Source organism: Snodgrassella sp. M0351 (genome assembly GCF_016100575.1).
Classification (GTDB): Bacteria; Pseudomonadota; Gammaproteobacteria; order Burkholderiales; family Neisseriaceae; genus Snodgrassella; species Snodgrassella alvi.
The window spans coordinates 1-23237 of record NZ_JACFSG010000006.1 but is presented as its reverse complement, the minus strand read 5'-3'; the positions used below and the strand labels follow the sequence as shown (position 1 = coordinate 23237).

General features: G+C 41.0%; 25 protein-coding genes. 9 read left to right on the top strand and 16 right to left on the bottom strand.

Going from position 1 to position 23237, the window contains the following annotated elements; genetic code table 11:
- Positions 1 to 147: 147 nt before the first annotated feature.
- The gene (locus tag H3V01_RS10625; protein WP_198186779.1) at positions 148 to 1032 is read left to right on the top strand and encodes a lipid A biosynthesis lauroyl acyltransferase; all 885 of its coding nucleotides are present in this window, start codon (positions 148 to 150) and stop codon (positions 1030 to 1032) included.
- Between the two features lie 60 nt (positions 1033 to 1092).
- Here the strand turns inward: H3V01_RS10625 and H3V01_RS10620 are convergent, their stop codons facing one another.
- Genes H3V01_RS10620 through H3V01_RS10605 form a run of 4 tightly spaced genes read right to left on the bottom strand, consistent with a single transcriptional unit; the run spans position 1093 to position 3755 of the window.
- Positions 1093 to 1722: an NAD(P)-dependent oxidoreductase gene (locus tag H3V01_RS10620; protein WP_198186768.1), complete on the bottom strand. Its 630-nt coding sequence runs from the start codon at positions 1720 to 1722 to the stop codon at positions 1093 to 1095.
- 27 nt (positions 1723 to 1749) lie between these two features.
- A complete protein-coding gene (locus tag H3V01_RS10615) occupies positions 1750 to 2343 on the bottom strand; it encodes a uracil-DNA glycosylase family protein (RefSeq protein WP_198186767.1) in 594 nt (197 codons plus the stop codon).
- A gap of 27 nt (positions 2344 to 2370) precedes the next feature.
- On the bottom strand, positions 2371 to 2577 hold the full coding sequence (locus H3V01_RS10610; protein ID WP_025329944.1) for a hypothetical protein: 207 nt from the start codon (positions 2575 to 2577) through the stop codon (positions 2371 to 2373).
- 17 nt (positions 2578 to 2594) lie between these two features.
- On the bottom strand, positions 2595 to 3755 hold the full coding sequence (locus H3V01_RS10605; protein WP_198186766.1) for an MFS transporter: 1161 nt from the start codon (positions 3753 to 3755) through the stop codon (positions 2595 to 2597).
- A 238-nt stretch (positions 3756 to 3993) separates the two neighbouring features.
- Between H3V01_RS10605 and H3V01_RS10600 the strand changes: the two genes are divergently transcribed.
- Positions 3994 to 4821, top strand: a complete 828-nt coding sequence (locus H3V01_RS10600; protein ID WP_198186765.1) for a hypothetical protein — start codon at positions 3994 to 3996, stop codon at positions 4819 to 4821.
- On the opposite strand, the gene H3V01_RS10595 is transcribed toward H3V01_RS10600, so the two are convergent.
- Both H3V01_RS10595 and H3V01_RS10590 read right to left on the bottom strand, forming a co-directional pair.
- Positions 4778 to 5257, bottom strand: a complete 480-nt coding sequence (locus H3V01_RS10595; protein ID WP_198186764.1) for a DUF488 domain-containing protein — start codon at positions 5255 to 5257, stop codon at positions 4778 to 4780. The two genes, H3V01_RS10600 and H3V01_RS10595, sit on opposite strands and share 44 nt — an antisense overlap.
- A gap of 203 nt (positions 5258 to 5460) precedes the next feature.
- Positions 5461 to 5784 carry a YnfA family protein gene (locus tag H3V01_RS10590; RefSeq protein WP_198186763.1) on the bottom strand — a complete coding sequence of 108 codons (324 nt, stop codon included), beginning with the start codon at positions 5782 to 5784 and terminating at the stop codon, positions 5461 to 5463.
- 358 nt (positions 5785 to 6142) lie between these two features.
- On the opposite strand from H3V01_RS10590, the gene budA reads away from it, so the two are divergent.
- Both budA and H3V01_RS10580 read left to right on the top strand, forming a co-directional pair.
- Entirely contained in the window at positions 6143 to 6844 is a 702-nt protein-coding gene (gene budA, locus H3V01_RS10585; RefSeq protein WP_198186762.1) for an acetolactate decarboxylase, read from the top strand.
- Between the two features lie 112 nt (positions 6845 to 6956).
- Positions 6957 to 7394 (top strand): hypothetical protein, encoded by a 438-nt coding sequence (locus H3V01_RS10580; RefSeq protein WP_198186761.1) that lies wholly within the window; start codon positions 6957 to 6959, stop codon positions 7392 to 7394.
- Positions 7395 to 7459: 65 nt separating this feature from the next.
- On the opposite strand, the gene H3V01_RS10575 is transcribed toward H3V01_RS10580, so the two are convergent.
- The 4 genes from H3V01_RS10575 to dnaK all read right to left on the bottom strand — a co-directional run bounded on the left by H3V01_RS10575 (position 7460) and on the right by dnaK (position 13652).
- Positions 7460 to 9739: a Tex family protein gene (locus tag H3V01_RS10575; protein ID WP_198186760.1), complete on the bottom strand. Its 2280-nt coding sequence runs from the start codon at positions 9737 to 9739 to the stop codon at positions 7460 to 7462.
- Between the two features lie 178 nt (positions 9740 to 9917).
- On the bottom strand, positions 9918 to 11087 hold the full coding sequence (locus H3V01_RS10570; protein ID WP_025329950.1) for an alpha-hydroxy acid oxidase: 1170 nt from the start codon (positions 11085 to 11087) through the stop codon (positions 9918 to 9920).
- Between the two features lie 171 nt (positions 11088 to 11258).
- A complete protein-coding gene (locus H3V01_RS10565; RefSeq protein ID WP_167539456.1) occupies positions 11259 to 11426 on the bottom strand; it encodes a hypothetical protein in 168 nt (55 codons plus the stop codon).
- A gap of 291 nt (positions 11427 to 11717) precedes the next feature.
- Positions 11718 to 13652 (bottom strand): molecular chaperone DnaK, encoded by a 1935-nt coding sequence (gene dnaK / locus H3V01_RS10560; RefSeq protein WP_198186759.1) that lies wholly within the window; start codon positions 13650 to 13652, stop codon positions 11718 to 11720.
- A gap of 395 nt (positions 13653 to 14047) precedes the next feature.
- Here dnaK and H3V01_RS10555 point away from each other — a divergent pair, with 395 nt between their 5' ends.
- From H3V01_RS10555 to H3V01_RS10545, 3 genes are all read left to right on the top strand, one after another.
- Positions 14048 to 15502 carry an anion permease gene (locus H3V01_RS10555; RefSeq protein ID WP_198186778.1) on the top strand — a complete coding sequence of 485 codons (1455 nt, stop codon included), beginning with the start codon at positions 14048 to 14050 and terminating at the stop codon, positions 15500 to 15502.
- A gap of 320 nt (positions 15503 to 15822) precedes the next feature.
- Entirely contained in the window at positions 15823 to 16389 is a 567-nt protein-coding gene (locus tag H3V01_RS10550) for a TMEM165/GDT1 family protein (protein WP_198186777.1), read from the top strand.
- Between the two features lie 52 nt (positions 16390 to 16441).
- Positions 16442 to 17005: a DNA-3-methyladenine glycosylase I gene (locus H3V01_RS10545; protein WP_084562171.1), complete on the top strand. Its 564-nt coding sequence runs from the start codon at positions 16442 to 16444 to the stop codon at positions 17003 to 17005.
- A gap of 39 nt (positions 17006 to 17044) precedes the next feature.
- Here H3V01_RS10545 and H3V01_RS10540 read toward each other — a convergent pair whose 3' ends face one another.
- On the bottom strand, positions 17045 to 17635 hold the full coding sequence (locus H3V01_RS10540; RefSeq protein ID WP_198186758.1) for a CHAP domain-containing protein: 591 nt from the start codon (positions 17633 to 17635) through the stop codon (positions 17045 to 17047).
- A 393-nt stretch (positions 17636 to 18028) separates the two neighbouring features.
- On the opposite strand from H3V01_RS10540, the gene H3V01_RS10535 reads away from it, so the two are divergent.
- Entirely contained in the window at positions 18029 to 18607 is a 579-nt protein-coding gene (locus tag H3V01_RS10535; protein WP_198186757.1) for a hypothetical protein, read from the top strand.
- A 36-nt stretch (positions 18608 to 18643) separates the two neighbouring features.
- Here H3V01_RS10535 and dtd read toward each other — a convergent pair whose 3' ends face one another.
- The 5 genes from dtd to minC form a co-directional block, all read right to left on the bottom strand.
- A complete protein-coding gene (gene dtd / locus H3V01_RS10530; RefSeq protein WP_025329957.1) occupies positions 18644 to 19078 on the bottom strand; it encodes a D-aminoacyl-tRNA deacylase in 435 nt (144 codons plus the stop codon).
- A 174-nt stretch (positions 19079 to 19252) separates the two neighbouring features.
- Positions 19253 to 20179 carry a hydrogen peroxide-inducible genes activator gene (locus tag H3V01_RS10525; RefSeq protein WP_025329958.1) on the bottom strand — a complete coding sequence of 309 codons (927 nt, stop codon included), beginning with the start codon at positions 20177 to 20179 and terminating at the stop codon, positions 19253 to 19255.
- Complete coding sequence (minE, locus tag H3V01_RS10520; protein ID WP_025329959.1) at positions 20179 to 20445, bottom strand: cell division topological specificity factor MinE; 267 nt, start codon at positions 20443 to 20445, stop codon at positions 20179 to 20181. The genes H3V01_RS10525 and minE overlap by 1 nt, the downstream gene beginning before the upstream one ends.
- Positions 20446 to 20448: 3 nt before the next feature.
- Entirely contained in the window at positions 20449 to 21264 is an 816-nt protein-coding gene (minD, locus tag H3V01_RS10515; protein ID WP_198186756.1) for a septum site-determining protein MinD, read from the bottom strand.
- Positions 21265 to 21326: 62 nt separating this feature from the next.
- Positions 21327 to 22058 carry a septum site-determining protein MinC gene (gene minC, locus H3V01_RS10510; protein ID WP_078474460.1) on the bottom strand — a complete coding sequence of 244 codons (732 nt, stop codon included), beginning with the start codon at positions 22056 to 22058 and terminating at the stop codon, positions 21327 to 21329.
- 133 nt (positions 22059 to 22191) lie between these two features.
- On the opposite strand from minC, the gene H3V01_RS10505 reads away from it, so the two are divergent.
- A complete protein-coding gene (locus H3V01_RS10505) occupies positions 22192 to 23085 on the top strand; it encodes a Rossmann-like and DUF2520 domain-containing protein (protein ID WP_198186755.1) in 894 nt (297 codons plus the stop codon).
- Positions 23086 to 23237 lie beyond the last annotated feature (152 nt).

Here is a 23237-nt window from a genome sequence, read left to right as displayed (position 1 = left end):
GAGTATTTTGCCTGTCACTACTTGCTCTGGTGTTATTGCAATAAGTTATATACAACAGTGAATGTAAAGTGACCGCAGCTTGTGTACAATAGAGTGCAGTTAATGATAGAGCTGGCGATAATCAGTTAGGTAACAATAGTAATGATGATGAAATTGGCGTTTGCTTTTTTGTATGTGCTGCAATTACTGCCATTATGTATGATTCATGCGCTGGCACGCTGTGTAGGCTGGGTAAGTTATTATGCGGTAGCACCAAGACGACGTATTGGTCTGATTAATTTGCGTCACTGTTTTCCTGAATGGACAGAACAGCAGCGGCGCAAAATACTGCGTGAACATTTCTACCATATGGCCATGTTATTACTGGAATATGGTTTGTACTGGTATGGAGATGCAGGCCGGCTGAAAAAGCTGGTGCGTTATCAGGATAAACATTATCTTGATGAAGCTCTCGTCGCGGGTGAAAAGGTAATTTTACTTTATCCGCATTTTACGGCTTTTGAAGCAGCTGTCTATGCTCTTAACCAGGATGTACCTCTGATTAGTGTTTACTCACATCAGAAAAACAAACAGATGGATGAGCAGATACTTAAAGGACGTCATCGTTATCATAATGTTTTTCTGATTGGGCGTACGGAAGGGCTGCGTGCAATTATCAAGAAAATCAAAACCAGTACCGCTCCGTTTCTTTATCTGCCCGATCAGGATTTTGGCCGGCGTGAATCAATTTTTGTGAATTTTTTCGGAATTCCAACTGCTACAATCGCCGGTCTGAGCCGGATTGCTGGTCTGACTAAGGCAAAAGTGATTCCTGCTATTCCAACCCGCGAGGCTGATGGTACAGTAACTCTGCGCTTTTATCCGCAGTGGGAACATTTCCCCAGTGAAGATGTGGTTGCCGATACTCAGCGCATGAACGATTTTATTGAAGCAAGAATACGTGAACAGCCGGCACAATATTACTGGTTGCATAAACGCTTTAAAACCCGTCCGGAGGGTGAAGCGTCGTTTTATCGAAAAATCCGCAAATAATAAATCGTCTGCCTGCTACAGCAAACAGACGGTCAGATATATCTTATAGCAATTATTTATTCAGACGCCGGATAATGCGACAGATTGTCCGATATAAGCATCATTGTGCAGTGCTTTCAGCATAAAATGTGCCACATCTGCGCGGGCAATACGACCACTTCCTGCTGGTACACCCTGTGCTGCTTCAAGATAATGAGCCGAAAGCGCATCATTAGTTAAGCCAAGCGGGCGCACAATGGTTGCAGACAGACCGACTGCCTGAATGATTCCGATTGCCGCCCGATGGTCTGCCAGCGGATAACGTAAAAATTCCATTGCAGCCTGACCGCGCTCTCCTTCAAGTTCATTATCCACGCCGGCAGAGGCGCAATACACAATACGTTTAATGCCATGTTTCTGTAATTGTGTAACGATGTTGTCAAGCATGCGCTGCAAATCATCACCCGGTTTAACTCCCTGATTGGTATTCAGAGCAGAAGCGACAGCATCATACTGGCTGTTACCGGTAAATAGTGCCGCTACATCAGCAGCATTAAATGCATCACAGTGGCGAATATGTAATTTAGGATGCTGTAAATCAAATTTTTCCGGCGAACGAAGCGCAGCAGTTACTTCATCTCCGCTGTCTAATGCCTGCTCAACCAATGCCCTGCCAACGCCGCCACTGGCACCAAAAATCAGAATATGCATAAAAATTCCCCCACTGAATAGTTAAAATTAATTCAATAACCCAATGTTAGCAAAATAATCACGATAAATTGCTGCCTTGCGTTCCAGTGCAAGCGGATAAGCACGCGATGAAGAAGGCAGTCTAGATAAAGTTAAATGCCGGCTATCCAGTATAGTGTGACTGGGATGGCCGATAGTCGGTACTGGCGTATCTGCTGGTAATAGTTGTAATAATGTGCTGGTAGCTTTGTCTCCGGTAGTCATAATATGCTGACAGTGCGGAATCTGAGTCAGTACTGCCGACAAGTTTACCGGCGTAACAACTTCGAGGAATTTGTCGGCTGCATTATTTTGTAAACGTCTGATCTGATAGGCTGCGTCATTAATGGCTATACCGCGTTCTGATAAAAAAGTACGGATGAGTTTTTCGTTGAATGCTTTATTGTTATCAGTAAAAAAGTAATGTTTGTCCTGAAAAAATACCAGCCCGAAAATACGCCACATATCATTTTGCAGATTCGGGTAATAAAAATTCATTTTCCATCGTCCGGCAGGCGGAGGGAATGACCCGAGCATCAGCAGCCGCGCATTTGCAGGTAAAAAAGGTTTCAGCGGGTGTGTTTCAACAATAATTTCAGCCATAAGTATTTATAATATAACCCGTACTTACTAGCATCGGCCAAACAGACAGGCTACCATATGAGCCTGTTCATCTGTATAACCTGCTTCTCCCAGCCGTGCGGCCATTACCCATTCACTGGAAAAGCCTTGCTGACTACTGTATTCCTGCCATAAACGCAGTTGTTCGGTTTTATTACCATTTTTTTTGGCAAGTTGCAGACGTTGCCTGATTTCCGGTGGTATAGATTCATCCATTATTATTTCCTTATAGTTCAGATATCCTGTCCCTGATTTTCATAACGACGGTGAAACCACAACAGGCAGGCACAACCAATTAATGTCAGTGGCACGCCGAGTAATGCCGGATATTGATACCCCCAGTGATGGCTGATGGCCAGCCCGCCATTATAAGAACCAATGGCATTACCCAGATTAAATGCCATCTGTACACTGGCGGCTCCAAGCAATGCCCCGCCCGGAGAGTGACGCAGTAATAATAATTGCTGTGGTGCGGATACGGCAAACAGACAGAATGTACATACACACATTAGTATGGCTGATAACCAGCTATTCGATGCAAACAGGAAAATCAGTAATAGTGCTGCGGCTGCCAGTCCCTGTAAGCCGGCTGCAACCTGACCCGGTGTATAACGGTCGGCCAGACGTCCACCGCACCAGTTACCGGCGACCATACCGGCGCCGGCCAGTACCATCAGTAAGCTGACCTGATTACCACTGAAACCGGATACCTGTGTGAGTAAGGGGCTAATATAGCTGAACCAGCAGAAAATCCCGCCGTTACCAAACATGGTGGCAGCCAGTATCAGCCATGGTGCAGCAGATTTCAGAAAACGGAATTGTCCCAGAATACCGGTATCGGGTAAACGATCCATTTGCGGGATAAAACGCCGTAAGGTGAATACCAGTATGATGGCCACTAAAGCCACCAGAGTAAATACCAGACGCCAGCTTAAATGCAAACTCAGCCATGTACCTACTGGTACACCAATCAGATTGGCTACTGTCATTCCGGCAATCATCAGTGCTACAGCCTGCGCAGAGCGTCCCGGCGGTGCAAGTTTGGTAGCAACAATGGAGCCGATACCGAAGTATGCGCCATGCGGCAGGCCGGAAATAAAACGTGCTACCAGTAAGGTTATATAGCCCGGAGATAATGCAGCCAGTATATTACCAATGGCAATCAATGCCGATAATGACAATAAAATGGTTTTGGGTGGCAGACGGTAACTTAATACCAACAGCCATGCACCGCAGCAGACACCGATTGCATAAGCAGCAATAAAATGTCCGGCCTGGGCGATACTGATATTCAGTGAAACCGCTACATCCGGCAGAATACCCATCATGCTGAATTCTGCCATACCCAGTGCAAATGTGCCTAACGATAATGAAAGTAAACTCTTCAGTAGCATAATAATCTACAGCTATAGTTTGTTCAGCAATAAACGATAAGTTTAGACTCAGCCTGCCGGCTTGTCATTAAGTGAATTTAAAATGATAAAATTAGAAAGTATTCCAGATCAAAATAATTATATTAATTATGTATATAAATAATAAATTCTATATTTAATAAACTTCTAGATAAGGTAGTCGAGTGTTAACTTTTCTGGTATTTTATACTTTTTAAATAAAGGAGATAAATGAATAAATATGGAAATAAAAAAAGTGTTAATTTTAGCCAAGACTTATCCTTCACCTTCAAAAAAATATATTGAAACCTCATGTGTAGCTGGTATTGATGATAAAGGGGAAATGATACGTTTATTTCCAGTTCCATTTAGGCGGCTTGACGTTGCTAAACGATTTAAAAAATGGGAGTGGATAAATATTAGAACTTATAAGGCTAAAAGAGATAAAAGAAAAGAAAGTTATAGTGTATATCTTAGTAATGATAGCCCCAGATTATTAAAAGTTATTGATTCAAAGCATTGGGGCGAGAGAGCTGAACTTTTAAGTAAAGTTCCCACTTATGATTCATTTGAAGAGTTAGAAGAGGCTAGACGAGAAAAAGGCATAACACTGGCTATATTGAAACCAAAAAAAATTAATAAATTAATTATTGAATCCGAGACAGATCCAGAATGGTCAGTAGAAGAGTTAAATAAGCTTCAAATGAATATATATCAGTTTAATCTTACTTTTGAAAATGAAACGAATATTGTTAGTGATTTAAAAAAATTACCGTACAAATTCTACTATGAATATTCTTATATATATAAGAACGAAGAAAAAATTAAAAAAAGTAAAATTACTGATTGGGAAGCTGGTGCTTTATATTGGAATTGTGCCAAATATCCAGATTGGGAGCAGAGATTTAGAAATAAATTTGAAAAGGATATGATTCAAAAAAATGCATTTTTTTTAATGGGTACAATTCATCGTTTTCCTACTAAATGGTTAATTATCAGTGTAATATATCCACCAGTACAAAGCGCTATGCAAGCTCTAGAACAGGAAGTACAGGATTCTCTTTTTTAGCAGCTATTATATCGGCATGAAAAGATTTAATACCATAACGACGTATCATTTCAGCAGTAACTAAAGAACGATGGCAGCGTTGTGGGTTAGCCTCAAAGCACAAAAGTGCACATTTACATTCTGTCATCAGACTATAAACATGTGCTAATGCTTCATCTTGAGTTTTCACATATTTTTTAAACTCTCTACTGTATTCTTTCCAATCTGAATTCGACTTATAAGCAATTCGGATAGGTTTAGGACAACCCAAACTAACTATATGAATATATCCAATATCAAAATCATTTAATTTATTACGTAAAGCAGTTTTAGAAAAACCTGGTTTTCTAGAAATAGGAAACTCTCTTATATCAATAATTTTTTTTATTCCATAATGTCTCAACATTGAAAGAAATTGTGAGATATTTAAACCTTCATATCCAACAGTAAAGAGCATGAGAATCTCCTTTAATTAGATTCATAATAACTGAATTGTATCAATTTTAAAAATAAAATTACTATAATAAGTTTTATTTGATTTAAATTATTTCTTAAAATCAAATATTTATTATTAAGTGATAAATAGTAAGTTTAGACGCAGCTTGCCGGCTTGTCACTTTTCGCATTGGTAAATACCATAATCATATAAAAAAATTTTGTTTAGCCACGCGGAGCAAGTAAAATGATTGCAGCACCAAGCAGGCATACCAGTGCACCACTGATATCCCATTTATCCGGTACAGATCCTTCTACCAGCCAAGACCACAGCAACGAACAGCAGATATAAATACCGCCGTAAACGGCATATGCCCGTCCGGCAATATTGCTTTCCACCAGCGTCAGCAACCATGCAAACAACAACAGTGACAGTGTGCCGGGTAATAGCCAGAGTACTGATTTGCCCATGCGTTGCCAGGCCCAGAAAGAAAAACAGCCGCTGATTTCAGCAACAGCAGCCAGAAAATAATAAACAAAAGATTTCATGGTGAGTTTTCGAATCAGTCTGATTGATTGTGACCACCTGCCTTGCAGATGCAGAAATAAAGAGAGCGCTTATACCATAACAGTCTTACCTGCACCGGACAATCTGATTTCAGCAGGATATCTGCCAAAGGTTGGGTGCTGTTATCAGTGTAACTGCAATACAAAACCTGATTCAAACCTTGCTGTTCTGAATTTAAATACATTATCAAAATAATTAATTGATTCTGCTGATGTCCGGTTATTTATTGGTATTAAATTGACCAGCAATAACCATATAAACATTGTTTATTCAATAAATTTTTATTTTAGAGTATATTAATATGTAAATAAAATTTATTATCTATTCTCGGAGCAGAAAATGAAAAAAGCAATTGTCCAGTTTTCAACCATTAATGCATTGATGGCAGGGTTGTTTGATGGAGTATTTAGTGTGGGAGAAGCAAAAAAATATGGTGATTTTGGTTTAGGCTGTTCTCATGCGCTGGCCGGTGAGGTAATTGTTGACCATGATTTTCTGGAGGCCGACGGTGATAAGGCGGTTAAGGTGATGGGCGATAATGAGCTGTTGCCGTTCGTACAGGTTACAACATTTCAGCCTGATAAAGTCGTGGATATAACTGATGTCTGTAAAAGCAATCTGTATGCGCATCTGGCGCACTATCTGCCTCTGGATAATGTATTTGTGGCAGTAAAAATCAGCGGACAGTTTGATGAGCTGAAGATTCGTCGCCCGTTTGCTCAGCATAAACCTTATCCGTCTGTTGTTAAAGTTTTTGAACAGCAAGTAGTAGATACGGTAGAGAAGGTCACTGGCGCATTAATCGGTTTCTGGACGCCAGAATTTTTCAAAGAATTATCTGTAGCCGGTTTTCATCTGCATTTTATTGATACTACACGTAAACTTGGTGGTCATGTTATTGATTTTTCTGCAAGTAATGCTGAGCTGGCGTATGAGTGCAAGCAATCGGTTCAAATTGCTTTACCTGAAAGTGAAGAATATTTACGCAAGAATCTGAAAATGGATGATTTAAATAAAGTTATTAAGCAAGTAGAAAATTAATCAGCGCGTGTTACACTATTATTGATTATCTGGAGTAAATTAAGGGGAGAGGACAAAATTTTCCGGTATTACCGGATAACTCCTGTCTGTATCTGCTCTGAAAGTGTCAGCCATGAAAAAAATAATTGCGCTATTCTGTTTGTGCTTATTGGCAGCCTGTAACCGGCAGCCGGATGAATCTAGTGCAGCTTCTGCAGAAGCCGCCAGTAAACCTCGGCATATGCCTCTGGTCATTGATCCGGTATTGACTACGTCTGTAGATCAGCAATTGCTGGCTTTACAGAAGAAACTGCCACAGCAACACAAACAGAATCTGTTTACAGCAGCTGTACGGCACAATCAGACTATTTATTATTCGTATACCATGCTGGACAGTAAGCGAAATCAGGCTAATTTCAATCCGGCATCAGTGAAAAAGGATTTAGAGCAGGCGTGCCGTCAGCCTCTGACACGGCGTATGCTGTTGGGGGGATTTAATTTTGTGTATGTTTATACTTTTCAGGATCATTCACAGGTAAGTGTGCCGTTGTCTGGCAAAGATTGTCGCTAAAATATTATATGCAGGCTGTTTAATGAAAAAAGGGGCAGAGATGCCCCTTTATAGCGGTCTTTTGTCTATTGCTGTTTTAACCGGGCAAATGCTGCCGCCATTGCATTATCTGTGCCGGATACATTTTGTGTTTTACCATTTTGCCGGCGTGGTCGTTCGTGTTGGCGGGATGCAGGCTGAGCATCGTCGTTCAGACGCATGGACAGAGCAATACGTTTGCGCGCAATATCAACATCGATAACCTTCACTTTAACTACATCGCCGGTTTTAACAATATCACGCGGATCAGCAATATAGCGGTCAGCTAAGGCAGAAACATGTACCAGTCCGTCCTGATGCACGCCAATATCGACAAAAGCGCCAAATGCGGCCACATTACTGACTACACCTTCGAGAACCATGCCGGGTTTAAGGTCGCTGATGTCTTCGATACCATCAGCAAATGTTGCGGTCTGGAATTCACCGCGCGGGTCACGACCGGGCTTTTCCAATTCAGCCAGAATGTCGTTAATCGTAGGTAAACCGACATTAGCATCGATGTAATCTGCGGGTTTAAGTGTTTTGAGCACACTGCGGTTGCCAATCAGCTGGTCAGCACGCAGCTGAGCCGTTTTGAGCATTCTGGCAACGATAGGATAGCTTTCTGGATGGACTGCACTGGCATCCAGAGGTTCATCACCGCCCTGAATACGCAGAAAGCCGGCTGCCTGTTCAAAAGTTTTACTGCCCAGACGCGGTACTTTAAGCAGAGTTTTGCGATTGGCAAAAGCCCCATTCTGGTCACGATAACTGACAATATTCTGTGCCAGTGTACTATTAAGACCGGAAATACGCGCCAAAAGGGCGACTGATGCGGTATTCACATCCACTCCGACAGCGTTTACACAATCTTCCACAACTGCATCCAGACTTTTGGCTAGCTGGCTCTGGTTAACATCATGCTGATATTGACCAACACCAATTGATTTAGGGTCGATTTTCACCAGTTCTGCCAGCGGGTCTTGCAGGCGGCGGGCGATAGAAACAGCACCGCGCAGACTGACATCCAGCTCAGGAAATTCTTTGGCTGCTAAAGCAGAAGCGGAGTAAACAGAGGCACCGGCTTCAGAAACAACGATTTTTTGCAAATGATAATCAGGCAGGGCACGAATCAGTTCACCGGCCAGCTTGTCGGTTTCACGACTGGCCGTACCGTTACCAATAGCAATCAGCCGGACTTTATATTGTTTTACCAGATGCATCAGTGCAGTCAGAGCACCTTTCCAGTCGTTACGCGGCTGGTGCGGATAGATAGTAGCTGTTTCCAGTAGCTTACCGGTATCATCCACTACCGCTACTTTTACTCCGGTACGGATACCGGGATCCAGCCCGATAGTGGTAAGACGGCCGGCCGGAGCAGCAAGCAGCAAATCTTTCAGATTTTGGGCAAATACACTGATGGCAGCCTGATCAGCATTTTCTTTAAGTCGGTTGAGGGCTTCAAGTTCTAATGAAAGAAAAATTTTGGCACGCCAGCTTAAGCGCACTGTGTCACGTAACCAGCGGTCAGCAGCACGTCCGATATCTGCGATACCAAACTGTTGTGCAATCAGTTGCTCATAAATACTCTGTTCGCCGGCAGGTGTATCATCAGGCTGGTATTTCAGACTGAGCGACAATATACCTTCATTACGACCGCGCAGTATGGCCAGAGCACGATGGCTGGGCATGCTGTGAATCGGTTCACGGTGATTAAAGTAATCTTTGAATTTCTCACCGGCACTTTCCTGACCTTCGATTACCGTGGCATGGATTTCACCTTCACGCCACAATTTCTCGCGCAAACGTCCTATCAGACCGGCTTCTTCGGCAAATTGTTCCATCAGAATCGCGCGCGCTCCGTCCAGAGCGGCTTTACTGTCAGCAACATTGTCGTTTAGATAATTTTGTGCGGCAGTTTCCGGATCCAGATCTGGCTGAGTAAGCAGTGATTCAGCTAATGGTGCCAGCCCGTACTCGCGTGCAATTTGTGCCTTGGTACGGCGTTTGGGTTTATAAGGAAGATAGATATCTTCGAGTGCAGTTTTATTATCAGCGTCTTCTATGCTCTGGCGCAGCTCATCAGTCAGTTTGCCCTGTTCTTCGATGCTGGATAATACAGTTTGTTTGCGTTCCTGTAATTCACGCAGATATTGTAATCGTTCAGCCAGTGTCCGCAGCTGAGTATCATCCAGTCCGCCTGTGGCTTCTTTACGGTAGCGTGCCACAAAAGGTACCGTAGCGCCATCATCCAGCAGGTCAATCGCTGCCTGAATTCGTGCGGAAGCAACATTCAGCTCCGAAGCAATTTTCTCAGTGATGTTCATAACAGTCTAATAAGCAATAAAAAGGCAAGCATAGCCGGCTGAAGTGGCTTTGTCACCTGTTCATGTCAGTTAAAAAGCCAGTTAGTTATACCAAATGCTGAATAAGATGAGCGGTATCGATAAAAAAGCTATTTGTCTGAGACAAATAGCTTTTAAATATCCTTAGAATCAGGCAGATTTAACCGGCTACCGGATAAGTGCCCGGTATCAGAATATCTTTATTAACGGTTTTGATATCAGTGTGACCGGTAAAGGCCATGCTGATATCCATTTCGTTATAAATAATTTCCAGCGCACGTGTTACACCATCCTCACCATATGCACCCAGACCATACAGGAATGCGCGGCCAATTAGCGTACCCTTGGCTCCCATAGCAATAGCTTTGAGAACATCCTGTCCGCTGCGGATACCACTATCCAGCCAGACTTCAATATTATTGCCTACAGCAGAAATAATATTGGGTAATGCATGGATGGTCGAAGGAGCACCATCCAGCTGGCGACCACCATGATTAGACACTATAATTGCATCTGCGCCGGATTTCACAGCCATTTCTGCATCTTCGGCATCAAGAATGCCTTTAATAATCAATTTTCCGCCCCATAAATTCTTGATTTCTTCAATGTCTTTCCAGCTGAGGCGCGGATCAAACTGTTCAGATGTCCATGAAGACAATGATGTCATGTCGGCAACACCTTTGGTATGACCGACAATATTACGGAAAGTGCGACGCTGTGTATTCAGCATAGCCAGACACCATTCCGGCTTAGTAGCCAGATTCATCCAGTTGCGCAGTGTGGGTTTAGGCGGCGTAGACAGCCCGTTTTTAATATCTTTATGTCTTTGTCCCAGAACCTGTAAGTCAGCAGTAACCACCAATGCTGAGCATTTGGCTTCCTGAGCACGGCGAATCAGATCGCGCATGAATTCGCGGTCACGCATAACATATAATTGAAACCAGAACGGAGCGCTGGTATTTTCTGCCACGTCTTCAATAGAACATATAGACATAGTAGACAGCGTAAACGGCACACCGAATTTTTCGGCCGCACGTGCGGCCAGAATTTCTCCGTCGGCATGCTGCATACCGGTTAATCCGGTAGGTGCCAGTGCCACCGGCATTTTTACTGTCTGACCTGCCATTGTTGTTTCCAGTGTACGGCCGGTCATATCGGTCAATACACGCTGGCGTAATTTAATTTCCTGAAAATCATTACTATTGGCATGATAGGTAGATTCAGTCCACGAACCAGTATCAGCATAATCATAAAACATCTTAGGTACTTTGCGTTTGGCAACTTTACGCAAATCTTCGATACAGGTTATTTTGCTTAATTTGTTTTGCATGTGGATACCTATTTTTCAAATTTTCTTTGAAGAAAACAGTCTTAGCTAGAGAAGATAATGTTATACATCAATTTTATTTGGTTGTAATCACCATCATTGATTTCCAACTGATTCTTAAATAGTTATTCATCTGCCGGAATCAGAATGAAGCCGACAGACAGGAATCAGAATTCAGACAACGCGCGATAGTTTATATATCATCACCATAATCAGAATTAGCAGGCAGCTAATGCCAACCAGCATAGTCCATGGTCCCCAGCGTTGTGAACGTCCGCAAAATCCGGCAGTTAATATGGCACAACAGACACCAAGTAAAATCAGTAAAATATAAAAATCCATCTTTCGCTCCAGTTGTATTTCTTTATTGTAAATAATCGCTACGATTATTGTAACGGTCAGTTTGCCAATATGTCTGTTTTTTTACAGGACATTAAATATTCACAATTTCTGCTTATTGATATTTTTATCTGTATAAATGATTATAAACTGGTAATAATAATAAAATCAGAAATTTTGCGGCAGAAATGACAGATATAAACAGATATAAATGGTATTTTTTAGTCTGCAGAGCAATGGCCAGATAAAATAAAACCCCGCTTGGAAGCGGGGTTAAATAGTATCAGGAAAAAATTAGTCTTTTTTCTCTTTATCTTTTACTTCTTCAAATTCAGCGTCTACAACGTCATCGCTGCCTTTGCTTTGTGACTGTTCAGTCTGAGTACCGGCCTGCTGACCTTCAGCCTGTGCCTGAGCATACATCATTTCACCCAGTTTCTGGCTGGCTGTACCTAAAGCCTCGGCTTTAGCATCAATGGCAGCTTTATCTTCGCCTTTAACAGCTTCTTCAGCTTCCTTGATGGCTGCTTCAATTTTTTCTTTTTCAGCAGCATCCAGTTTGTCGCCATATTCAGTCAAAGATTTCTGTACTGAATGAATCAAAGCTTCAGCCTGATTGCGACTGCTTACCAGTTCGGATAGTTTGCGATCTTCCTCAGCATTAGCTTCTGCATCTTTTACCATGCGTTCGATTTCTTCTTCGCTCAGACCGGAAGAAGCCTGAATGGTGATATTAGCTTCTTTGCCGGTACCTTTGTCTTTTGCAGATACATGCAAAATACCGTTGGCGTCGATATCAAAAGTAACTTCTACCTGAGGCACACCACGGGGTGCAGGAGGAATATCACCCAGATTAAATTGTCCCAGACTCTTATTAGCAGAAGCACGTTCACGTTCACCCTGTAATACATGGATGGTTACCGCACTTTGATTATCTTCAGCTGTAGAGAATGTCTGAGTTGCTTTAGTCGGAATGGTAGTGTTTTTGTTGATGAGTTTAGTCATCACACCGCCCATGGTTTCAATACCCAGAGACAAAGGTGTTACATCAAGTAACAGCACATCGTTACGGTCACCGGCCAGTACGGCACCCTGAATAGCAGCACCTACAGCAACAGCTTCATCAGGATTAACATCACGGCGCGGTTCTTTACCGAAGAAATCTTTAACAGCTTCCTGTACTTTTGGCATACGGCTTTGACCGCCTACCAAAATAACATCATTAATATCATTTACGCTCAGACCGGCATCTTTAATTGCAGTGCGGCAAGGTTCGATAGAGCGGGTAATCAGATCTTCTACCAGACTTTCAAATTTGGCACGGGTAATTTTCATCGCCAGATGTTTCGGGCCGGAAGCATCCATAGTGATGTAAGGCAGATTGATTTCTGTCTGCTGGCCACTGGAAAGTTCGATTTTCGCTTTTTCAGCAGCTTCCTTCAGACGTTGCAGAGCCATTACATCATTTTTCAGATCGATACCCTGATCTTTTTTGAATTCATCAATGATGTAGTTAATCAAACGCTGGTCGAAGTCTTCACCGCCCAGGAATGTATCACCATTAGTGGCCAGTACTTCAAACTGTTTGTCGCCATCAACTTCAGCGATTTCAATAATAGAAATATCAAATGTACCACCGCCAAGATCGTATACGGCAATCTTACGGTCGCCTTTTTCGCCTTTATCCATACCGAAAGCCAGAGCTGCGGCAGTTGGTTCATTGATAATACGTTTTACATCCAGACCGGCAATACGACCGGCGTCTTTAGTAGCCTGACGCTGGCTGTCATTAAAATAAGCCGGCACGGTAATAACAGCTTCAGTTACTTTTTCCCCCAGATAATCTTCAGCTGCTTTTTTCATTTTACGCAATACTTCGGCAGATACTTGCGGAGGTGATAATTTTTCACCATGTGCTTCTACCCATGCGTCGTTATTATTTGCTTTAACAATCTGAAAAGGCATAGATTTAATATCGCGCTGTACTTCAGCATCATCAAATTTGCGACCGATCAGACGTTTTACAGCATAAATAGTATTTTTCGGATTAGTAACAGCCTGACGTTTGGCTGGTGCACCTACCAGAATTTCGTTATCGTCCAGATAAGCAACAATTGAAGGCGTAGTACGTGCACCTTCTGCATTTTCAATTACTTTAGTCTGGCCACCTTCGGAAATGGCAACACAGGAGTTGGTGGTACCTAAGTCAATACCGATTACTTTTGCCATAATTAATAATCTCCTAATTATTTAATTTCGTACTTTGCGCCGCATTACGGCTGCAAACAGGGTGGTTAATTACCACCGCCATACTATTGCTAATGAATCGTAAATGGGTATGCCCGGCACGATTTCAAGCATAGTTTTGCAAAATTTATCTATTTAATCGCATCCGAAAAATCTGCTTTAACATCAATAGCGTTTACTTACACAGCTGTATGTTATATTCATTCAGGCTTAAACAGTATAATCATCTGACTTTCGTTAATACCGTCTGATACTTTTTTGCTTTATATCAGACGGTATTTTGCTATAAAAGTATACAATCACATTCAGGTTAGTGATTTCTGTCTGGCTGTAGTCTGTATCTTTATGATTTAGGAGTATGTTGTATGCCTGTAAAAATTGGGTTTAAACCCATTCCCGCGGCTATTGCGCTGATAATCGCTCTGATTATCTGGTTCATACCGGTTCCAGAGGGGGTTTCACCTCAGGCATGGCATTTACTGGCCATGTTTGTCGGAGTTATTGCTGCCATTATCGGCAAAGCAATGCCAATTGGTGCACTATCTATTATTGCCATTATGCTGGTTGCCTTAACCGGTGTAACCAATAATGATCCCAGTAAGGCTATGGGTGATGCCTTAAGCAGTTTTGGTAATCCGCTGATCTGGCTGATTGGTGTGGCAATTATGATTTCGCGCGGTTTATTAAAAACCGGTCTTGGTGCACGTGTGGGCTATCTGTTCATTAGGCTATGGGGTAAACGTACGCTAGGTGTTGCCTATAGTCTGGCCGTAGTGGAATTAATACTGGCTCCGGTTACACCGAGTAATACTGCTCGTGGCGGTGGCATTATTCACCCAATCATGAAGTCTATTGCATCCAGCTATGATTCTGATCCTGAAAAGGGCACAGAAAAACGTATGGGTAAATTTCTGGCTCTGGTAAATTATCATGCCAATCCCATCAGCTCAATCATGTTTATTACTGCTACCGCTCCTAACCCGTTAATTGTGAGGCTAATTGCCGATGTAACCAATAAAAATATTAATCTGACATGGGGTACATGGGCTTTGGCAATGTTAATACCGGGTCTGATAGCGATGTTCCTGATGCCGCTGATTATTTACTGGTTGTATCCGCCTGAAATCAAGCAAACACCCAATGCCGTTGCTTTTGCTCAAGAGCGTCTGAAAGAGCAGGGGCCGATGACCCGTGATGAAAAAATCATGCTGGGTATTTTTGCAGTATTGCTGATTTTATGGGCAGGTGTGCCGGCCATGCTGTTTGGTGATGCATACATTATAGACGCGACCACTACTGCATTCATTGGTTTGTCAATGTTATTGTTAACCGGTGTATTAAGCTGGGATGATATTCTGAAAGAAAAAAGTGCATGGGATACCATTACCTGGTTTGCTGCATTAGTCATGATGGCTACTTTCCTGAATAAACTCGGATTGATTAAATGGTTCTCTGGTGTGCTGGAAAGCAGCATAGGTGGACTGGGTATGGGCTGGATGGGTGCCTGTGCCTTATTATTACTGGCTTATATGTATGCGCACTATATGTTTGCAAGTACTACTGCTCACATTACAGCCATGTTTGCTGCCTTCTATTCTGCCGGTCTGGCGCTTGGCGCACCTCCGATGCTGTTTGCACTGATGATGGCTGCAGCTTCCAGCATCATGATGACACTAACGCATTATGCTACTGGTACTTCACCTGTGATATTCGGTTCAGGCTATGTTACTTTAGGCGAATGGTGGAAAGTCGGTTTCATCATGAGTGTAGTCGAACTGATTATATTTGTGTTTATCGGTGGTGTTTGGTGGAAAGTTCTGGGTTTTTATTAATCTGATTAATCTATTATTGCAGGCTGCCATAAAGCATGGCAGCCTGTTTTGTTGTCTGAAATCAAATTCAATGAATTTTTAAAGAATTTCACTTGTTGCGTTTGTATAGAATGGGTTATGATGCCCTGCCTTAAGGGAGTAGTTGCACAGGTGGTTTCTTCAAGCCTGTGGTTACGGTCAACATATTTACAGTTTTTACTGTATGGTCGTAACGTCCTTGCCTGTTGGCAGACTAACGAGACTTGAGATACATAAAACCATTACGGCGGGGGTTTTATTGTGTCTTTTGTCTTTTGCCCGCCAACGGTATTCTGAAAATGATTCATGCTTTTCTTTCTTCTGTCATTCCAGTTGCGCTTGCTGAAATTGGTGACAAAACTCAATTACTGACTTTATTTCTAGCAACCCGATTTTCGCGCAAATATTCCATCATTGCCGGTATGCTTTGTGCCACCTTACTTAATCATATTGTTTCTGCATGGTTTGGCGTAGAAGTAGCACGTTTTTTTACACCGCAGTTAATGGGCTGGGTTGTAGGTTTCAGTTTTCTGATAGTGGGTTTATGGCTGTTAAAGCCGGATAAAGATGATGGCGTAGATACTCGTTTTATGCGTTACGGTCCGTTCGTGGCCACCGCAGTATTATTTTTTCTGGCAGAAGTGGGTGATAAAACCCAAATTGCTACTATTTTGCTGGCAGCTCAATACCGTGATTTGTTTCCAGTAGTTCTGGGTAGTACAGTAGGTTTGTTATTAGCTAATGTTCCGGTAATATTTTTCGGAAACTGGCTGATGCAGCGTTTACCCTTAAACCGTATCCGTATAGGAGCCTGCATTCTGTTCTGTCTTTTAGGTATTATCACCCTGATTCAGACATGGTTATATTAAAAATTATCAGATAACTATGCAAAATTTATAACATTAAGCGGATTCAAATATTATGCAAAAACAGTTGAAACAACGGTGTGAATGGGTCAACGCCGACCCATTGTATGAACACTATCATGATTTTGAATGGGGAAAAATACAGAGAGACGGGCAAAAACTGTTTGAAAAGATTTGTCTGGAAGGCCAGCAGGCGGGCTTATCATGGATTACCGTATTAAAAAAACGCGATGAATACCGGCGTTGTTTCTATGATTTTAATCCGCATCAAATTATTACAATTACCGATATTGAACCACTATTACAGAATTCCGGGCTTATTCGCCATCCGGCCAAACTCAAAGCAATTATTAATAATGCCCATGCATATCTATCCATGCAGCAACATGGGGAAGATTTTGCCAGTTTTATCTGGTCATTTGTTAATGATCAACCGATTATAAATCACTATAAACATTTATCAGAGGTGCCAACACAGACAGAAATTAGTCGCGCTATGTCCAAAGCTTTAAAAAAGCGTGGTTTTAGCTTTGTAGGTCCGACTACATGCTATGCGTTTATGCAATCAATGGGATTAGTAAATGATCATTTAACAAACTGTTTTTGTGCCCAGCATTAAAATAACTATTATTTCTGTGATTCATCATGTAATTTGCTTTTAACGTTTACGTAAATAACCTAAAACACGAAAAGAATCTATTTTCCATAATCCATCTTTATAAATTAACGGAAAAGTGGCACGACTACTGGCAGTAGGACCAGGATTTTGCTGAACGATCTCAATATCATTGTCAGTAACTTTGCTGATTATGGCTACGTGACCATATTGAGACCAGCCTAAGACAATAATATCGTCAACTTGAGGTTTTGTGGAAGAGCCGTTATGGAACTGAAGTAAATTACGTTTAGGATTAAGATTTCCATCTGGTATCGAATCATCAAAAAATTGTTTGGCATGCCCGTAACTGTCAGGCATTTTATGATTAAAGCGTTCATAATAGTAGCGCTTAATAAATTCGACACATTGATACTTTAATCCTAAATTATAGCCATCTGGTGCTATATTTCTTTCACTTACATGGCTGATTTTTCCATTGTAGTAAACCTTAACACCATTGAATTCATCGACAACCGTACCTATTTTGCTTTCATCGACAAAGAGGTCTTCATATACATAATAAAAACTGAATCCTAATAATATTAATACAATAATTACTGGGAAGAAAACTTTTTTAGATTTAAGTAACATTTTGTTTTCCTAATTATTTAGTATATTATCATTATGTTAATTATTAATTAAAAGTAAATTTAAGAAGCATGAATTAATTTTATGATTTTTATTTATGTGGTTAAGTACAATCTTTGAAATTATCAGAAACATCGGGAGAATAAATTAAATAACGTAAATTTTGTATATATATTACAATAATATAAAAAATACACGTACACCAGATAATTTGTCTTACAATTATATTTTGTAAAGATTTTAGTCACTGGTTAATTATCCAAATCAGTAAATTGTGCTATAAAACTACATTGTGTATGTATTTAATTGTGGACGTAACGAGTAATTGTTATGCAAAACAAGTTCAGATTTAGCTTTTATTTCATTATCTGTTTATTGTTTTTCAGTGATATGAATGTGGTTTGGGCTGAAGACACAACAGCAGCTGTATCCACAGCCAGTGAGCCTAAATCTGTGGTCTGGTATGCTTGTCCGCTGGCAAATAATCATGTCAGCTATACAACCAAACCTTTAGATGTTCAGTGTCAGATTGCAAAGTATCCACCCGCAGATGATGATAATCTAAAAAAATATTCTCTGGAAAATCAGAATGCTCCGGGTTTGGAGCAATTGCAGCGTCTTTGGTACAGCGCTGAATTTGGACGAGACAGTGACTTAATGAAAACACCGGCTTCTCCCAAAATAGGTATTTCACTGCGACAACAGCCCCCGAAACCTGAAACTGTAACTATGATTAGAAATAAAAATAATATGGCTACAGTACCGGCTAAAATAATCACTATACCCAAACTGACACCAAAACAACTGGTTCAGCGTGATATTGTCAGTGAACAGAATGCATTGACAATAGCCCAGCAAAAGTTGCGTCAGGCACAAAAGCAAGGAGCAACAGCACAAATTCAGCGCTGGCAACAAAATATAACAGACCGGCAAGCCAATATCCGCGTATTAAAGCAGGAACTCAGCCGATACTAAAAATTAATTTGTTTGCTATTGAATAAATACAAGTACTCAAACTTGCAGCCAGAATGTTACCGGTCCGTCATTAATCAGGGAAACCTGCATATTTGCGGCAAAGATACCAGTTTTAGTCACAATTTGTTTCTGGCATAATTCAACAAAATAATTATACAAATCATTGGCTTTTTCTGGTGCTGCACCTTTTGTAAAACTAGGGCGCATCCCTTTTTTAGTATCAGCAGCAAGCGTAAATTGTGAAACAACCAGTAACTGACCATTAGCCTGCTTAACGTTCAAATTCATTTTATTATCTTGATCACTAAAAATCCGATAACCAAGTACTTTGTCACAGAGACGTTCAGCTTTTTGTAAATCATCTCCTTCTTCCACACCTAATAACACCAGTAATCCCTGATCTATTTGTCCGACTATTTCAGAGTTTACACAGACGCTGGCTTCTTTCACACGTTGTATTAATGCAATCATAGAAAATCCTGTTTCGAATCTGTTTGAATTTAAATTCATTTATAGATTACAGATTATTTAATCAATTTTCATATGATTAAATAATCTGTAATCATATATAACTTAAATCAGAAAATTTTGTGCATCAAAAAACGCCTGTTATAGAGTACAGGCGTTTTTTGATTGCTCTAAAACTTAATCAGCATCATGAATAAATTTTACCCCAGTTAACTGCGAAGCCAGAATAGCAGACTTAATCATGCGCAAGGCTTTAGGACGGACAAAATTTCGTCTGGAGGCCAGAACCACGCGCCGTTCTGGTGTCGGGCTGGTAAAAGGAATAATACTGAACAACAGATGATCATTCTCTGTTAAAGCTGTAGCTGGCATGACACTAATACCCAGACCACTAGCCACCATATGTCTGATCGTATTGATAGAACTTCCCTGAATACTATTAGACAGTCCCTGAATTTTCTGACGCGAAGCCAATTCCTGACAGCTAGCCAGTACATTATCACGCATACAGTTGCCTTCGGTGAGCAATAATACCCGTTCTTCACCCAGTTGCTTTGGTGTAACTTCGTCCAATTGCTCGAAAGCATGGCCTTTTGGAACAATAACAAAAAAAGGCTCATCATAAAGCGGAATGGTTTCCAACCCGGTTTCATCAAATGGCTCTGCTACCACAATAGCATCCAGATCACCACGCTTAAGTGATTCTTTTAATACATCCGTATAGTTTTCATCCAGCTGTAATGGCATTTCCGGAGCCATCTCTCGCAAAGATAAAATCAGCTTTGGCAGCAGATATGGTGCAATGGTAAAAATCAGACCAAGTTTAAATATTCCTTCCAGCTCACTCTGTTCCTGATTTGCCATTAGCTTAATACGATCAGCTTCTTCAAGAACACGGCGAGCCTGTACCACAATTCGCTGGCCAGCATCAGTTGTCATTACCTCATTACTGCTGCGATCAAATAATGCCAGCCCAAGCTCCTCTTCCAGCTTCTTAATTGCAATGGATAAAGTAGGCTGACTTACAAAACATCGCTGGGCAGCACGTCCAAAATGTTTTTCCTGAGCTACAGCCACAATATAGCGCAATTCAGTCAGCGTCATTAACTGGCCTTTTTCTTTCCTGTTTCAGGTAAAGTAATATTCAATGCCAATACATCCATACCGTTTTTCTTTTCCTGAGAAATATGAATATCATTTAAAGAAACATGAACATATTTTGATAACACTTCCAGTAACTCTTTTTGTAGTGTAGGTAAATAATCCGGTGTATGAGTGGCTCGCTCCTGCGCAATAATAATTTGTAAACGATCGCGAGCCGTTTTTGCGGATTGTTGCTTCTTACCAAAAAGAAAATCTATTATAGACATGTCTTATCCTCCAAACAGTCGCTTGAGAAAACCTTTTTTCTCAGTATCCAGAAAACGGATTGGACGATCCTCACCCAGCAAACGAGCGACAACATCTTTATAAGCTTCAGCAACAACTGAATTTTCCTGCAAAACAACCGGCGTACCAGAATTAGATGCCTGTAATACATTTTGTGATTCAGGAATAACACCAATTAATGGAATACGCAAAATATCCTGAATATCCTGTACGGACAGCATTTCACCTTTTTCTACACGTTCAGGTGAATAACGGGTAATCAGTAAATGCTCTTTTACCGGTATTCCATTAGTTTCGGCACGGCGAGATTTGCTGGATAAAATACCCAGAATACGGTCAGAGTCACGTACACTGGAAATTTCCGGATTAGTAGTGACAATGGCTTCATCGGCAAAATATAAGGCCATTAATGCACCTTGTTCAATACCAGCTGGTGAATCGCAGACTACATATTCAAAGCCCATCTTCTCAGTCAGATCTTTTAAAACCTTTTCTACACCGTCGCGGGTAAGCGCATCTTTATCCCGGGTCTGAGAGGCAGGTAATACATAAAGATTTTCACAATGTTTATCTTTAATTAATGCTTGATTCAGAGTAGCTTCATCCTGAATAACATTAATCAGATCATAAACCACACGGCGTTCGCAACCCATAATTAAATCCAGATTACGTAAGCCAACATCAAAATCAATTACCGCAGTTTTATGGCCTGCTAAAGCCAGACCTGTTGAAATACTGGCACTGGTTGTGGTCTTACCAACACCACCTTTACCTGACGTCACCACAATAATCTTTGCCACAATCAAAATCCTTTTTGTTATATAAATGAATCTGTCAATACATTCAAAAATCAGTCATAAAATTAATGTGCCTGAATCGCACTAAGCACCAGCCGGTCATTCTGCAGGAAAATCTGTACAGGGTGACGATACAGATGTGCTGGTAATTGTTGATCAAAAATGCGATAAATTCCTGCTACCGACACCAGTTCGGCCTGCATAGACTGTGCAAAAATGCGAGTATCCTTATTTCCGGCAGCACCAGCCAAAGCCCGGCCGCGTAAAGGGCCATAGATATGAATATTGCCATCCGCAATAATTTCCGCCCCTTCACTTACCAGTCCCAGAACAATTAAATCAGATTTTTCTGCATAAACCTGCTGACCGGTTCGAATAGTGCGATCTATTACCAGAGTTGGTAAGGCAGCAACAGATGAAGTAAATTTTTCTTTTTCAGTAATTTGTGGTATTTGCGCCTCAGTTACAGCTTTGACGCGTGCACTGGCCTGTTCCTCTGGAAGAATGCTGAAAGCAATATTATGCTGTTTAGCCAGATTGGACCAGGATAAATCGGTATGGCGGATAGCAATAATGCGCAAATTATATCGTGCAAACAGCGCAATCAGCTTCGCTAAATTCACATTTGCCTGATTGGAAAGATTTTGCAGATCCAGAGTAAAAGGCATATTGCGTAAATTACCAAAACGTTCTGCCCGTTGCTTTAGTTCCTGGTTAATCAAAGTCAGATCATCTGTCAGTAATTGTACTGACAGCGTGTCCAGACGCGCAGATTTCACATTAAAAGCAGCATTCATTAACGTGTTTGCCCAAGTAAATTATGGTTAGAATATAGAGTAAGTATTGAAGTGTACCGTTTTGGTTAAAAGGCTTCAATTGCAACACGAAGCCTCAGGTAAAATAATAGTCTTTTAGTTAGAAAAATTAATAATGACAACTAGCTCCATTTGCCTGAAAAAAGCACACAGACCAAGCGTAAACATTGTTGGTGCAGGTAAGGTTGCCTCAACATTAGCCATAATCTGGCATCAAAGTAAACTGATTAATATTCAGGCAGTCTGGAATCGTAATTTTTCAGCTGCAGAGTATCTTAAAAATTACATACCGCACATCCAAGTACACAAACAGCTAGAAACATTACCACTAGCGGATATTATAGTCATAGGTGTTAGCGATCAGTTCATTAAAGAAATTAGTAGGAAAATACATCAAATTGACTGGCTAAAGGCTGACACATTGATACTTCATTTTAGTGGTGCATTAAATAGCAATATATTAATACCACACAATCAACAAAAATTATTAGTAGGTTCATTACATCCGGTATTTGCCTTTGCTTCGATAGAAACGGCCATCAATACTTTACCGGGGCATCTATGTGCAATAGAAGGCGATGCAGAAGCATTACCTTTATTATATAAATTGGCACAGGCAGCAAACTTATCCTGCTTTAATATTGATTCTGCTCAGAAAAGCCGTTATCACGCCGCTCTCTCCATAAGTGCAAATTTTTTAGTAACCTTAAATGCATTCGCAAGAAATATATTGACTTCCCTGTCTTTGCCACAAGAATTGGCAGAAGCTCTGGTAAATCAGCTAATGCAGCAAAATCTCAATCAATTACAGATGATGTCTCCAGACAAAGCCTTAACCGGCCCCATTAAACGTGGTGACAGCAATACCATTGCCCGCCACTGGCAATCATTAAAACAATCAGAACAAACACTATATAAAGCATTGGCAGAGCAAACCTTACACTTAACCACATTGAGTGCAGAAAAACAGCAACAGATTTTGCAAATAATCAATTCGCAAGAAAATTAGAAAGTACATACACAGCTAAAGAATACAAATTTGATGTAATCAAAAATAATGGATCAAAAATAAATTTAGGAAAAACAGTTGAATGAAGAGAAAGTCAAAAATAAATGCAGGCAGGAGTTGACAGGGGATTTGTGGAGGCGTATAGTTCGCCT